The organism is Ignavibacteriales bacterium (assembly GCA_016700155.1).
Lineage (GTDB): Bacteria > Bacteroidota > Ignavibacteria > Ignavibacteriales > Ignavibacteriaceae.
In genome coordinates this window covers 606,247-622,022 of sequence record CP065001.1, presented here as the reverse complement: position 1 = coordinate 622,022, position 15,776 = coordinate 606,247, and the positions used below count along the sequence as shown (strand labels likewise).

General features: G+C 38.7%; 10 protein-coding genes, 1 tRNA gene and 2 rRNA genes. All 13 read right to left on the bottom strand.

All coding sequences use genetic code 11. From position 1 onward, the window contains the following. Nucleotides 1-4 precede the first annotated feature (4 nt). Nucleotides 5-970 (bottom strand): methylenetetrahydrofolate reductase, encoded by a 966-nt coding sequence (locus tag IPM56_02520; GenBank protein QQS36847.1) that lies wholly within the window; start codon nt 968-970, stop codon nt 5-7. 70 nt (nt 971-1,040) lie between these two features. After that, nucleotides 1,041-3,497: a penicillin acylase family protein gene (locus tag IPM56_02515; GenBank protein QQS36846.1), complete on the bottom strand. Its 2,457-nt coding sequence runs from the start codon at nt 3,495-3,497 to the stop codon at nt 1,041-1,043. A gap of 72 nt (nt 3,498-3,569) precedes the next feature. Beyond that, on the bottom strand, nt 3,570-4,283 hold the full coding sequence (locus IPM56_02510; GenBank protein ID QQS38208.1) for a sulfite exporter TauE/SafE family protein: 714 nt from the start codon (nt 4,281-4,283) through the stop codon (nt 3,570-3,572). A 94-nt stretch (nt 4,284-4,377) separates the two neighbouring features. After that, nucleotides 4,378-4,827, bottom strand: a complete 450-nt coding sequence (locus IPM56_02505; GenBank protein ID QQS36845.1) for a FixH family protein — start codon at nt 4,825-4,827, stop codon at nt 4,378-4,380. Next, on the bottom strand, nt 4,824-6,248 hold the full coding sequence (gene ccoG / locus IPM56_02500) for a cytochrome c oxidase accessory protein CcoG (GenBank protein QQS36844.1): 1,425 nt from the start codon (nt 6,246-6,248) through the stop codon (nt 4,824-4,826). Before ccoG ends, IPM56_02505 begins: the two co-directional genes overlap by 4 nt. A 16-nt stretch (nt 6,249-6,264) precedes the next feature. Beyond that, on the bottom strand, nt 6,265-7,104 hold the full coding sequence (locus tag IPM56_02495; GenBank protein QQS36843.1) for a c-type cytochrome: 840 nt from the start codon (nt 7,102-7,104) through the stop codon (nt 6,265-6,267). Further along, on the bottom strand, nt 7,094-7,297 hold the full coding sequence (locus IPM56_02490; protein QQS36842.1) for a cbb3-type cytochrome c oxidase subunit 3: 204 nt from the start codon (nt 7,295-7,297) through the stop codon (nt 7,094-7,096). The genes IPM56_02495 and IPM56_02490 overlap by 11 nt, the downstream gene beginning before the upstream one ends. Next, complete coding sequence (ccoN, locus tag IPM56_02485) at nt 7,297-9,438, bottom strand: cytochrome-c oxidase, cbb3-type subunit I (GenBank protein ID QQS36841.1); 2,142 nt, start codon at nt 9,436-9,438, stop codon at nt 7,297-7,299. The genes IPM56_02490 and ccoN overlap by 1 nt, the downstream gene beginning before the upstream one ends. Before the next feature lie 28 nt (nt 9,439-9,466). Continuing rightward, nucleotides 9,467-9,631: a cbb3-type cytochrome oxidase assembly protein CcoS gene (ccoS, locus tag IPM56_02480; protein ID QQS38207.1), complete on the bottom strand. Its 165-nt coding sequence runs from the start codon at nt 9,629-9,631 to the stop codon at nt 9,467-9,469. Continuing rightward, on the bottom strand, nt 9,622-12,054 hold the full coding sequence (locus IPM56_02475; GenBank protein ID QQS36840.1) for a heavy metal translocating P-type ATPase metal-binding domain-containing protein: 2,433 nt from the start codon (nt 12,052-12,054) through the stop codon (nt 9,622-9,624). Before IPM56_02475 ends, ccoS begins: the two co-directional genes overlap by 10 nt. Before the next feature lie 306 nt (nt 12,055-12,360). After that, nucleotides 12,361-12,477 (bottom strand): 5S ribosomal RNA (gene rrf / locus IPM56_02470). 71 nt (nt 12,478-12,548) lie between these two features. Next, nucleotides 12,549-15,552: ribosomal RNA gene (locus IPM56_02465) — 23S ribosomal RNA — on the bottom strand. Between the two features lie 139 nt (nt 15,553-15,691). After that, nucleotides 15,692-15,764: transfer RNA gene (locus tag IPM56_02460), tRNA-Ala, on the bottom strand. Nucleotides 15,765-15,776 lie beyond the last annotated feature (12 nt).

The window sequence follows — 15,776 nt, the reverse complement described above, 5'->3', positions numbered from 1 at the left end:
TATTTTAAAAAATTTTCTTTTCAATTTTCAACCTGTCCATAAGTTTTATGATGGGCAATGAATTCTGCATAATATAAAAATGAACACTCGGCACATTATGATCCATCAGCTCTTCAACCTGTCTCGCAGCCCATTCTAAACCAACATCAATTACATGATCAGGTTTAGCTGAATAAACCTCATCAGCAAGTGCGTCAGGAATATTTATATAGAAATTTTTGGGAATGTTAACTAAGTGCGCTTTTGTAGTAAGTATCTTTAATCCCGGAATTATAGGAACTGTTATTCCTTCCTGCCTGCATAGTTCAACAAACTTAAAATACTTTTTATTATCGAAAAACATTTGCGATACAACATATTCAGCACCGGCATCAACTTTTTCTTTGACATATTTAATGTCGGTTTTTAAGTTCGGCGCTTCAAAATGTTTTTCGGGATAACCGCTAACACCAATACAAAAATTTGTAGGTCTTGCATCAAGAAGATTTTCTTCAAGATATTTTCCATTGTTCATTGCGACAATCTGTTTGACAAGATCGGAAGCATAAACATTTACACTCTTTCCTCTCGGAACCGGTTTTTCATACCCGCTGTCATCGCCCCTGATTGCAAGCACATTTTCGATCTGCAGGTAATTTAGTTCGATAAGAAAATCTTCTGTTTCTTCGCGTGTAAAACCCTTTGTCAGAATATGAGGAACAGCATCAATGTTGTACTTGTTCTGAATTAACGCACATATACCAAGTGTGCCGGGACGTTTACGTTTTATTTTTTTTGTGATGCCATGTGGTGTTTCATCATAAACAACCTCAGCACTGTGACTTGTAATATCAATAAACGGAGGTCTGTATTTTACTATGTCATCAATTACGGACAACAGCCCTTTTATATCTCCGCCCCTTTTAGGCGGAATTAGTTCAAAGCTTATCAGAGGCTCTTTAGCTTTTGCAAGATGTTCAATTACTTTCATTCAGTCCTGTATTTTTTAATGAACAAATTTAACATAAAAATGATTAACTGCACACGAAGTATGATTTGATCTAATTACCCGGAACAATTCTTAATAATTTGTGTTTAGAATTTTTGATTGACGATTCATCAGTCCTTATAGTTATGTACTTACCTCGCAGCCAGCTTTCAACCATATCCTTGTAGTGATCACTCATTACATTCCCCGATTGACCTGTTGTAAGTATTAGCTGAAACTCATCGGGCTTTGCAAAATCAAAAATATATTTCATTGATGGTCCAAGATTATTTTCAAATTCTTCATGATCAAACCCGGGGAGTATATCAGTAGAATTAAAAAAAGAATATTCAGTATTAAAAATGGTTGTTCCGTCACCGCCGATTCCGGTTGGACCTGCATTTATATATTCATCGATCAGACCGGAATAGCCGCTGAACGGATGTTTAAACTTAAACTTGTGAAGCTTACCCCACTGCCATTCACTTATATCTTTCCCGAATAATTTTTCAAGATGTGTAAGAGCGTCATCAATACTTTTTCTGATAATAAAATCTTTTGATTCAATTTCATTTGTTGTTATGTCATCAAACCAGGATGATGAAGGATTCTCAAGCAGTTGTAATACTGACCTATAAGGTACATTTGCTACTGATACATATTCATTAAAAAGATCATCACCCATTTCATCAAGAAAAATATTTCTCATCAGGTATTTGAAAAACACAGCATAGATTGAAGGAGTCTGACTATACTCGCCCAATTCAAAATCCCAGTTTGTAAAAAGTGATAATGTCTGATTTAAATTTTCATCATTCACCTTTATTCCTTCAAACGATTTAAGGATGTGCGAAGTTATCTGCCTTGCATAAGGAGAAACAATGTCATTCTGATAAAGTTCAAAATCTTTTGTCGAATGTTTACTCTTTGATATTAACAGCTCATTAATTCTTTCAATACGTGAAGATGGTTCCCAGAGATTCGATATATGATATTTAAAATCTTTAACGGTTTTATTATTTGCAGTTGCTATAAAATTTTCTTTGGGGTTAAAGAATGAAGGAGTTTCACTTTTTGACAGATACCCTTTCCAATCGTTTGCTGTTGTTGTTCCGTCAAAAACAAAAGTAGGATTGTTGTTACCTCTTAACGGAAGTCTTCCTCCAAAAACATATCCGATATTTCCGGCGTTATCGCCATAAATAAAATTCTGTCCCGGCACACTGAAACCTGAAACCGCTGATCTAAACTCATCCCGGTTTTTTGCTTTGTTGATACTGATGTAACTGAATATTTCATCACTTGGATCATTACCAGACCAGCGCATACTGATTGATGTATTTCCGTAATATTGCTCAGGGTGCCAGATTGAATAAAGATGAGTATCAGAAATAATCGGACCACGATGCGTCATTTTTATTTCAACGGGAATATCGTTTTTGTCTTTTACTCTTACTGTGTCTTTATAAATTTTTAATTCTCTCCACTTGTTGTCACAAAAATATTTAGTTCCTGTTGAATCAATTTTTTCCAGATAAAAATCTGAATCATCCATCATAATATTTGTAACAGCCCATGAAATATTTTTATTCTTACCGATTACGATTCCCGGGACTCCAGGCAGCGTTATGCCTTCCGCATTCCAGTCTTTACTTCTGATAACAGCGGCGTACCACTTGCCCGGCATACTGTAACCGAGATGAGGATCATTTGCAATTATCGGTTTACCGCTTGCGGATAGAGAATCATTTATTATCCAGTTATTCGAACCGAGGTGTGTACCATCTATCTTCATAAAATTTCTGAATGCTTTATCTGTTTCAATCAGATCAGAAGGAATTGCAGAAATATTTTTTAATTGAGATGGAATTACATAAGGTGCATTTTCAGGATAGCCCGGAAGAATTTCTTTAACCTTTTCTTCACCAAGTTTTTGAACAAGCCTTGAAAAAGTAATATCTGTCCACCAGCTTATATTAAGTTCCCAGGCTATCATTCTTACAATCATCAATGAGTGTACCGGCTGCCATTTATAAGGATCATATCCAAGCACATCAAACTCAACAGGATAATTGCCGTGGGCATCTTCAATATATTGATTAACCCCATCAGCATACGCCTGAAGAATTTTTTTTACTTCAGGTGAAGTTCGCTTTAAATTTTCATAAGCGACATTTTTTATCCCCATAGTCAAAAACATTTTATCAAACGCTATTGTTTGTTCACCGAATACTTCACTTAATCTTCCTGCTGCTGCGCGGCGAGCCATATCCATTGAGAATAATCTTTCCTGTGCATGAACATAACCTAAAGCGAATGCCGCGTCTTCATCACTTTCAGCAATGATATACGGTATTGCCAGGCTATCACGATAAATCTCAATACTATTTTTTATTGATGATGAAGTTATCTCACCTTCATACTCTGGTAAAGAAGAACGAAGCATGTTATAGAATACATATCCTGCCGCCAATATCAATAAAATGATTGAAGCTGATACACCTAAGACAATCTTTGTCCAGTTCTGCATAATCCTTTAATGTGTTTTTGTAAATATAGGAATTCTTTAAGAGTAAGAAGAAGAAAGCGATCTAATCTTTAGTTAATGGCAGTTTGATTCAGAAGATGTGTTGATAACCGTACCCAGTTTTGGGCTGATGTATGGAATACCCAGGTTCATTCCCCTGAGAATAAAAATTACTGCAATCACAACGGCAAAAACCGGAACTGCTTTTAAAAGTTTCTTTCGTATATCAATGCTTATTACTTTGCCAAAGTAAGATGCTATAAACATTATTGGAACTGTACCAAGCCCGAATAAAAACATGAACATTCCGCCGGAAAAAGCATCACCGGTTGCGGCTGCACCGGCAAGACCTATATAAACAAAACCACATGGCAAAAATCCGTTTAGTAATCCGATAAAAAAGAGTGAGGGAATAGTTCCCTTTTTGAATAAACTGCCGATTGATTTTTTTAAAGGAGTAGTAACTGAAATAATTGCTGATGATAAAAGAATTTTTGTTTTGTACTTCTGTGGAAGAATAACATAAATAATGATGAACAATCCGAGTGCTATTGATAGCGATTGCTGCAGACCTGCCATCATTACTTTTCCCCCGAGAAGTCCGAAAATTATTCCCATAAAGAAATAAGTTATTACGCGTCCAAGGTTATAAAGAAGTCTTCCCAATAAAAAAGTAACATTAGTCTGCTGTGCAACTGGAAGCGCGAATGCAATTGGTCCGCACATACCGATGCAGTGCAAACTTCCGAACAAACCTATAACGAACGCTGATAGTATTTCAAGCGACATATTTATACTAATCACTCACTAATCAAAAGATTTCCGTCATTCCGGCTTGCCCGTAATGATAAATTAAATTCAACATCTTAGGTTTAATTAACCACTATTCATTCAAAAATGATAACTCATTAAAATATTCCGATGACTGCATACTCCAATGCAGTTGTACTTTCCAGTATCCTTTATCGTGAGAAGTAAATGGAATAACCTGTAAACCTGTTGAATCAATGCTTAACGGAATTTTAAAATCTTTTTTAATGTCCGATGGTCTGTAAAAAAATAATTCGCCGGCAGGATTCAAGGAAATATAGCTTTGAGGAAATTTTATTCTTACAAGCTGACTCTCATACTTCAGTTCAATTTTTTCTTTAAGATTGTTTGTGTTATTCACCTTGTCAATCTGCTGCTGGAACTTTAATTCCTTGTCATAATAGTTATCCGTCACCAGATCAACTTTCTGATTAATGAATAAGATCATCATTCCTGTTGTCGCAATCATAAAGACCAGCATTGAAATTACTATTCCTGTTCCCCAGTTAAATTTCAGTTTCATTGATTCTCCGTTTTCTCTTTCATTTTAACCGGACCAAGAAATGTTGTGCTTATCATCTTTAACAATTTGTTGTTTGAATAAATACTCAGTGTAACGGGAGTATTCATTTTCTTAAGATCCGCTTTTGGCAATATGATCATGAATTTTGCGTCAGCAATACCCTGAGGTGCCAAAGAAATTTTATTTCCTATCAATTTTAATTCGCCGTTTACATCATCCAGCTTAATATCTATATCAGCTTTGTCGAAAGTCTTGTTCACAATATTCAGATCATAAATATTGCTGACCATATCGTCCGGCAGTTCCTGGTATAACATTCCGGGTGTTCTTAAAATGTTTATACTGAAATCACTTCTTGTAACTAAAAGGAAAGTTAACACACTCAAAAGAACAGTTAGGACTACGGAATATCCCATCATACGAGGTGTAAATCTGAACTTAAGTTTTTTTGTTATACCGTTAAGTGAATCATAACGGATAAGTCCGCGCGGTTTTGAAATTTTATCCATAACATTGTCGCAGGCATCTATGCAGGCTGTACAGTTCACGCATTCAAGCTGAATCCCGTTTCGTATGTCGATTCCGGTTGGACAAACATCAACGCATAAGTGACAATCGATACAATCTCCCTGTGATGAAGTATCTTCATTTTTTTTGAGCTTACCTCTTGGCTCACCGCGAACGTGATCATACGCAATAACAATTGAATCCTGGTCGAGTAAGACTCCCTGCAGTCTTCCGTACGGGCACACAATTGTACAAGCCTGTTCTCTAAAATATGAAAACACCCAATAAAAAACTCCTGAAAAAGCAAGTATAGCTATGAACCCTTTCGTATGTTCCGATGGAGGGGCACTGACAATTTTTAATAGCTCATCCATACCAATGATGTATGAGAGAAATATATTTGAAATGAAAAAAGCTATCGCAAAAAATATTGATTGCTTCAAAGTTTTTTTGAAAATCTTTGATGCTGTCCACGGTGCTTTTTTTAATTGTCTTTGCTGATTTGCATCACCTTCAATAAAGTATTCGATTTTCCTGAAAACCATTTCCATAAAAATCGTTTGCGGGCATGCCCAACCGCAAAACACTCTGCCGAATACAACGGTGAATAAAATTATAAATACAATTATTGATATCATTGCAAGCACAAAGAGATGAAAATCGTGAGTGCCAAAAGGAATGCCGAACAAAATGAAATTACGGCTAAGAAAATCAAAAAGAATATACGGGTGTCCGTCAATTTTAATGAAGGGCGTTCCGATCAGGATAGCGAGTAAAATAAAACTCACCACAGTTCTTGCGTTATAAAATCTACCCGCTGGTTTTTTCGGGTAGATCCAGTTTCTTTTACCTTCTTTGCTAACTGTCGCTAATTCATTTCTGAACGTTTGCTTCTCTTCATTAACTTCAATCATAACGAACCCCTAAAACTTATTGAGTGACAACAACTGCAGTTGAATCCGGTTCTGTGTAGATAGCACCTTCAGGCTGTTTTGGATTTACCGGATTTGTTCCTTTGAGTGTAAGAATAAAGCTTGCAACTTCCTGAATTTGTCTTGCATTTAGTTGTGCTTGCCAGCTTATCATACCTTTAGCAGGAACACCGTACTTAATTGTTTTAAAAACATTTTTTATTCCGCCGCCGTGAATCCAGTACTCATCGGTAAGATTAGGTCCAACCAGACCGCCGCCGTCCGCTGAATGACAGGCAACACAATTAACATCATAGATTTTTTTCCCTGAGAGTACAGAGGCTTCATCAAAGACCGCGGTAACTGTTTCTTCATTTACCAAAGCGCCGCTTTTCATAAGTTCAGCCATTTTATCCGCGGCTATTTGTACTTCTTCAAGGTATTCATCTCCCGAAAGTTTGCTTGTTGCAAAAACATGATAGTCGAGCATATAGTAAACAGCAAACAGAATTGTGAAATAAAATAAATAACTAAACCATGGCGGAACCCTGTTGTCCAGTTCTTTTATTCCGTCATAGTTATGGTCAAGCAAAATGTCATCTTCTTTTTCCATAGGCACAGAACGTGTGACAAACTGCCTGAACTTTTTGAACGCAGAAACTTTTTTAACCTCAACAACTTCGCCTTCGCCCATTCCATAATAGAGGAAACCAAGTATCATGAGAAAGATTATCAGAAATATGAAAAAGGCTACGTAACTGTAATAGTTGTCCGGTAGATCAGGATTACCGGATTGCGCATTTAAACCAGCCGTAAAAAGTAAAACTGAGGAAGCAGTTTGAAAAAATTTATTTTTCATGATTCTCACCTGTAAATTTATAAGAGGAACTTTCCGTTAAATCAAGCGGAATGTTTTCCATTTCTTTGATATAGTTTTTATCAATTCTCAAAACCCAGATAATCAACCCGATAAAGAACACGAAGAATAATATCATCGAAATTATCGGGAAGATATCTATGCCTTCAATTGAAACAAGAATATTTTTATACATCACTTCACCGTTCCGTTGGTTGACGCAGTTTGATTACCTTTTATATCAGTACCGAGTCTCTGTAAATAAGCTATCAGCGCGATGATCTCTTTATCCGGCTCAGCAGGCACTCCGGATTTTTGAAGATCAAGCGCGATTATTTCTGCCTGACTATTCAGATCACTCAATGCCTGATTTTCATAGCCATCGGCGTATGGAACTCCAAGTGACCTCATTACATTGATCTTCGATTCAAGGTTTGATACATCAAGTGAATTTTCAAGCAGCCATGGGTAAGGTGGCATAAGTGATCCGGGAGACATTGATCTTGGATTTTCCATATGCAGGTAATGCCATTGATTCGGATACTTTCCACCTTCACGATGTAAATCGGGTCCTGTTCTTTTTGAACCCCATAGGAAAGGATGATCATAAACATACTCACCTGCTTTAGAGTATTCGCCGTATCTTTCTGTTTCTGATCTGAATGGACGAACCAATTGCGAGTGACAGCTAACGCAGCCTTCTCTTATATAAAGATCTCTACCTTCCAGTTCAAGCGGAGTATAAGGTTTAACGCTTGCAATAGTTGGGATGTTCGACTGAACTAAAAATGTCGGTACAAATTCTACAATACCACCTATAAGTATTACAACTAATGATGCAACAAGAAATTGAATTGGTCTTCCCTCTAACCAGCGATGACGTGAACCTTTTTTAAATTGATCTTTTGGTTTGATAAGAGCCGGAGCTTCTGCTGGTTCCTCAGCAACAAATTTACCGGCTTTGATTGTCATACCAAGATTGTAAACCATAATTATCATACCGCCAAGATATAATGTTCCGCCGATCGCGCGGATGACATACATTGGTACAATCTGTAAAACTGTTTCCAGAAAATTAGGATACTGCAAAACACCGAGCGGTGTAAATTGTTTCCACATTAATGACTGTGTAACACCTGACCAGTACATTGATGAAGCATAAAATACAATACCAAGTGTTCCTATCCAGAAGTGAAGATTAGCCAGTTTCTTTGAATGCAAATTTGTGTTATAAAGTTTGGGTATTAACCAGTAAAGAATTCCGAAAGTTAAAAATCCATTCCAGCCTAATGCACCGACGTGTACGTGTGATACAATCCAATCAGTAAAATGAGCAAGTGCATTTACATTTTTAAGTGATAACATCGGACCTTCAAATGTTGCCATACCATAAGCGGTAATTGCAACAACCATAAACTTTAGAATAGCATCTTCACGAACCCTGTCCCACGCACCTCTCAAAGTAAGCAAACCGTTTATCATTCCACCCCAGGAAGGTGCAATCAACATAATTGAAAAAACTGTTCCGAGTGATTGTGCCCAGTCTGGTAAAGCCGAATAAAGTAAATGGTGAGGTCCAGCCCAGATGTAAATAAATATCAAAGCCCAGAAATGTATTATCGAAAGCCTGTAAGAATAAACCGGTCTGTTAGCAGCTTTCGGAAGATAATAATACATCAATCCGAGATATGGTGTTGTTAGAAAAAATGCTACGGCGTTATGCCCGTACCACCATTGTACAAGTGCATCCTGCACACCGGCATAAATCGGATAACTTTTCATGAATGCTACGGGAAGTTCAATTGAATTAACAATATGAAGAACAGCTACTGTAACCCAAGTGGCAATGTAAAACCATATCGCTACATACATATGGCTTTCGCGTCTTTTAATTATTGTCCCAAACATGTTAATTCCGAACGCAACCCACACTAATGTGATGGCAATATCAATAGGCCATTCAAGTTCAGCATATTCTTTACTTGTCGTCAATCCTAATGGAAGAGAAATGGCTGCGGCGACAATAATTAATTGCCAGCCCCAGAAGTGAAAAGTGCTTAACATATCACTGAACATTCTTGCTTTACATAATCTTTGCAGCGAATGATATATTCCCATAAAGATTGCGTTTCCGACAAAAGCAAAAATAACAGCGTTTGTATGAAGCGGTCTTATCCTTCCGAAAGTCAGGTATGGTATTCCGAAATTAAGTGCAGGTGCAAACAACTGAGTTGCGATAATTACTCCAACAAGCATGCCTACAACACCCCAAAGCATTGTAGCGATACCAAACTTGCGGACGATTCCGTTATCGTAAGTGAATTTATCTAACCCCATAAATTATCTCCTATGTATGAAGTGTTAATTATTTTTCTTCCTTATTATTTGAATTATTTTCATCCAGAAGCATTCTTATTGAAGGAGTATATGTATCCCTGTACTGTCCGTTTTTTACAGCCCATATAAAGGCTACCAAAAAACCTACAGCAACCAGTAAACTGAATCCAATCAGAACAGCAATTACAGAGATAACAGACCTCTCCTTCTCGCAATTAAGTTTGTAGAAAAAGTAGCCACAGCCACAACTGAAATTGAACTAAGCGGCATAAGTATAGCGGCAATCAGCGGTGAAAGATTTCCCTGGATTGCAAAGCTTAGCCCAACAAGGTTATAAAGTATTGAAATACCAAAGTTCAGGTAAATTATTTTTATTCCTGATCGCATATACTCAAGAAAATTTCCAAGCTTACTTACTTTTGCAGCATCAAGTATTGCGTCGCAGGCAGGAGTGAAATTGCTGATATTTTCTGTAACGGCAATTCCAACATTACTTTGTGTCAGAGCGCCGGCATCGTTCAAGCCATCACCAGCCATTAGTACTTTTTTATTTTTAGCCTGGAGTGCTTTAATGAAATCAAGTTTATCCTGCGGTGACTGTCTGAATAATAAATTCTTTTCATCGTGAAATATTTTCATCAGGTTTTCTTTTTCCGATTCATTATCACCTGAAAGAAGATATAGTTCATGTTTTTCGGAAAGATTTTGCATCAATTTTTCCACATCTTCCCGATAAAAATTTGCAACAGAAAAATATCCGATTGTTTTTTCATCAATTGTTATGAAGATATTTGAAGCCGGATTCCCGGATATTACATTTTTATAAGTACCGTTACTCTGTTCAAGAGAACTACTTTTGATTGAACCAACCTTTACATTTATTCCAAGTACCATCGCTTGTAATCCTGTTCCGGGAATTTCAAGAAAATCAGTAACGTCAAAGAGTTCTTCCACATCAACAGCGTGATAAATTCTCCGGCTCAATGGATGAGTTGAATTCCTAACGACTGATTTTATTAATTTCTTCTGAAAATCATTTAGTGGTTCACCTATATATTCAACTTTGGTTTTACCTGTTTCAGTAAGAGTACCCGTTTTATCGAATACAATTGAATCCACTCCTGCCATTTCTTCAATTGCTGCTGTGTTCTTTAAATACATTTTATTCCTGCCAAGAATTCTCATTACATTTCCAAGTGTAAATGGGATCGACAGGGCAAGCGCGCAAGGGCAGGCGACAATTAGAACTGCTGTAAAAACATCAAAGGCTGTGTTTGAACTATACGGATACCAGAAAACAAATCCTGCAGTCGCAATAAGCAGAATCGCTGCGGTAAAATATTTACTTACTTTATTTGAGAATGAAGTGAATGTCGTCTGTTTCTCTCTTTTAAAAATGTCGTTGTTCCAGAGTCGTGTAAGATAGCTTTGACTAACTTCATGAATTACTTCCAGTTCCAATACACTGCCGATTTGTTTTCCTCCGGCATAGATCAGGTCACCGGAATTTTTATGAACAGAAGATGACTCGCCTGTGACAAAACTATAATCAATATTTGCAACACCTGAAATCAGAACTGAATCAGCCGGAATTATTTCATCCTTCCTGATTATTATTCTGTCACCAATTTCCAGATCTGCAACAGCTGTTGATTTTTCTACATGATTTTTTTTAACATTTACAGCAAGAGGGAAATAGGCTTTATAGTCTCTTTCAAAATTAAGTGTGTCATAAGTTTTTTGCTGAAACAATTTTCCTATCAAAAGGAAAAAGATCAGCCCGGTGAATGAATCGAAGTATCCCGGTCCGGTTGCCGTTAGAACTTCATAAACACTTCGGACAAACAGCACAAGTATACCAAGCGAGAGCGGAACATCTATATTTATTATTTTTTTTCTGAGTCCCTGGATTGCCGAGATGAAATAATCTGATGATGAGTAAAAGAAAACGGGAAGCGAAAGAAATAGATTTAAATAATTGAACAGTTTTTTATAGAATGTTTCTGTTACATCGATTGAAAGATATTCCGGAAAGCTTAACAACATGATATTGCCAAAGCAGAATGCAGCAATACCCAATTTCAAATAGACTTTCTTTTTTGAGTTATAATCTTCTTTGCTGTGATGTGTATCAAGATTCAGTTCCGGCTCATAACCCAATGAAGCTAAAAGATGAACCACCCTGGATAATGAAATTCGTTCATTGTAAAAAAGCAATGATACTGTCTTCTTTAAGAAATCGACACGGGAATAATGAATGCCATCATCGAGTTTATTCAAATTCTCAAGCAGCCAGATGCACGAACTGCAATGCATTTGTGGAATTGAAAATGTGACAGAGGAATGAGTATCATCTGCAAACTCAATAATTTTTGAAGAAACTTTTTCGTCATCAAGATATTCAAATCTCTGCAATGCAATAGTTTGAGCCGTAATACCAGGGCTGGCTTGAATTGAGTAGTAGTTACATAGGTTCTTTTCGTTCAGGATTTCGTAAACAGTTTTACATCCATTGCAGCAGAAATATTTATCTTCTGAAAAAATAGAGCTGTCGGGACAGTCGTCTCCGCAGTGATAACAAATTTGTTTAAGGGCAATATTTTCGGTTAAAGCCATAGTGAAAATTAGTTAACAAAATATTAATCAGGAAGATAGAATCCTAAATCGGATAAAAAAGTATGCCATTCAAATAGTCAATTAAATTGTTTGTAATTATAAATATTTGAACTTAATAAGAAATTTAATTCCTGATTTTAATAAGAATGAAAATGTGAATTCCCGCTGATGAGAAGAGAAAGGGTCAATTGCTAAACAATTAAACAGAGGGGAAGTGATATGAGGTTATTTGCGGTCAAAAAAATAATTCAGAATAAAATTAAAAAAGATCAAAAAAAATCCCGGAATAACCGGGATTCAAAAAAACTTTGGCAACGACCTACTCTCCCACACACCTGCGCATGCAGTACCATCGGCGCGCTGGGGCTTAACTTCTCTGTTCGGAATGGGAAGAGGTGTGACACCCAGGCTATAGTCACCAAAATTAAAATCAATAAAATGAAAGAAGAAAGAGTGAACCATAAAAAGAGCAACAAATCTGTGAATAAAAATTAATGGTTAAGCCGCACGACCTATTAGTACTGCTTGGCTGAATCCCTTACGGAACTTACACCTGCAGCCTATCAACCTCGTAATCTCCGAGGAGTCTTTAGAGTCTTACGACTGGGATACCTAATCTTGAAGCGTGCTTCGCACTTAGATGCTTTCAGTGCTTATCACAACCGTACATAGCTACCCAACTATGCCGCTGGCGCGACAATTGGTGCACTAGAGGTACGTTCACTTCGGTCCTCTCGTACTAGAAGCGACCCTTCTCAAGTATCCTTCGCCCGCATAGGATAGGGACCGAACTGTCTCACGACGTTCTGAACCCAGCTCACGTACCGCTTTAATTGGCGAACAGCCAAACCCTTGGGACCTTCTTCAGCCCCAGGATGCGATGAGCCGACATCGAGGTGCCAAACCTTACCGTCGATATGAACTCTTGGGTAAGATCAGCCTGTTATCCCCGGCGTACCTTTTATCCTTTGAGCGACGGCACTTCCACTCGCTACCGTCGGATCACTAACTCCTGCTTTCGCACCTGCTCGACTTGTAAGTCTCGCAGTCAAGCTCCCTTTTGCGTTTACACTTGACGCATGATTACCAACCATGCTAAGGGAACCTTTGAGAGCCTCCGTTACATTTTAGGAGGCGACCGCCCCAGTCAAACTACCCGCCTAACACTGTTCCTGATCCTGATTCAAGGACCGAGGTTAGAATCCAAATAAAGCAAGGGTGGTATTTCACCGTTGGCTCCACCGAAACTAGCGTCCCGGCTTCAAAGCCTCCCACCTATGCTACACATGCTTTACCCGAACCCAATGTTAGGGTGCAGTAAAGGTGCACGGGGTCTTTCCGTCCATATGCGGGTAACCGGCGTCTTCACCGGTACCACAATTTCACCGAGCCCGTGGTTGAGACAGTGCCCAAATCGTTACACCATTCGTGCAGGTCGGAACTTACCCGACAAGGAATTTCGCTACCTTAGGACCGTTATAGTTACGGCCGCCGTTTACTGGGGCTTCGATTCAAAGCTTTGCTTGCGCTGACCTCTCCTCTTAACCTTCCAGCACCGGGCAGGTGTCAGTCCCTATACATCGTCTTGATTGACTTCGCAGAGACATGTGTTTTTGTTAAACAGTCGCTTGGGCCATTTCACTGCGGCCCTTTTCTGCTAAGCTCGCGGGAGCTTCACATACTGGGGGCACCCCTTTTCCCGAAGTTACGGGGTTAATTTGCCGAGTTCCTTAACCACGGCTCACTCGAGCACCTTAGAATACTCATCCCGTCTACCTGTGTCGGTTTGCGGTACGATCCAATAAATTTCTTCCGTACGAAGTTTTTCTCGGCAGTATGATTACGGTGAGTTCAGGAAATACATCCACCCGTTCGTATCTCGGTCTTAAAGAAGTGCGGATTTGCCTACACTTCAAACCTACATACTTAGACCACCTAATCCACCAGGTGGCTCACCTTCACTCCTGCGTCCCTCCTTACGGTCGAACGAAATTTACCAGGTACAGGAATATTAACCTGTTTTCCATCACCTACGCCTTTCAGCCTCGGCTTAGGGATCGACTAACCCTGAGATGACTAACATTGCTCAGGAAACCTTAGACTTTCGGTGTGGCGCTTTCTCGGCGCCATTATCGTTACTTATGCCAACATTTGCTTTTCTATACGCTCCAGCATGTCTCGCAACACACCTTCTATGCCTATAGAATGTTCCTCTACCGATCCAATAAATTGGATCCCATAACTTCGGTAGGTAGTTTAAGTCCCGTACATTGTCGACGCCCGATCGCTTGACTAGTGAGCTATTACGCACTCTTTAAATGAATGGCTGCTTCTAAGCCAACATCCTAGTTGTCTAAGCAATTGAACATCCTTTCTCTGTTAACTACCATTTAGGGACCTTAGTTGATGATCTGGGTTGTTTCCCTTTTGGCAATGAAGCTTATCCCCCACTGCCTGACTCCCGAAAAACATATATACGGAATTCGGAGTTTGTCTGGGTTTGGTACCGTTGTGACAGCCCTAGCCCAATCAGTGCTCTACCTCCGTTATATTTTTAATTCGAGGCTAGCCCTAAAGCTATTTCGAGGAATACGAGCTATTTCCGAGTTTGGTTGGCCTTTCACCCCTATCCTCACCTCATCCAAGCGGTTTTCAACCCACATTAGTTCGGACCTCCATGAGGTTTTACCCTCACTTCATCCTGGACAAGGATAGATCACCCGGTTTCGCGTCTACCGCATGATACTTAAATCGCCCGATTAAGACTTGCTTTCGCTTCGGCTCCTTTCCTTAAGAAATTAACCTTGCATCATACGAGTAACTCGTTGGCTCATTATCCAGAAGGCACGCTGTCATCCCGATAAATCGGGACTCCAACTGCTTGTAAGCATACGGTTTCAGGTACTATTTCACCCTCCTATTAGGAGTGCTTTTCACCTTTCCCTCACGGTACTGCTTCGCTATCGGTTACGAGAGAGTATTTAGTCTTAGGAGATGGTTCTCCCAGATTCCCACAAAATTCCACTTACTTCGTGGTACTTGGAAACATATTCCAAAGAGTTATATTATTTTCACTTACAGGACTATCACCTTCTATGGTAGAACTTTCCAGAACTTTCAGTTAATAATACAATTTTTTACTCTTCGGCTTATCAGTAATTCAGCCTGAATATGCCCCGCAACACTGCTAACACAACGGTCACTTCCTTTAACATGTTAGACAGTTTAGACTTTTACCTTTTCGCTCGCCACTACTCAGGTAATCACTTTTGTTTTCTATTCCACCAGCTACTTAGATGTTTCAGTTCACTGGGTTGTTTTCATGCACCCTATGTATTCAGATGCAGATATCTCAACATTACTTGAGATGGGTTGCCCCATTCGGAGATCCACGGGTATTAGGCTATTTCCGCCTGTCCGTGGCTTATCGCAGGTAGTCGCGTCCTTCATCAACTTCTCGTACCAAGGCATCCGCCGTATGCCCTTAGTAACTTAACCAAAAATGTTTATTCACAGATAGATTTGTGCTCAAATCTATTTATAAAAAAAGATAATTGTTGTTTATGGCTCAGTAAATCTTTTACCTGATTTAAATCAGATATGATTTTTACTCTTTCAATCTTTCAAAGAACTTTAGTGGAGCTAATCGGGATCGAACCGATAACCTCCGCCTTGCAAGGGCGGCGCTCTCCCAGTTGAGCTATAGCCCCAAAAACTTTATG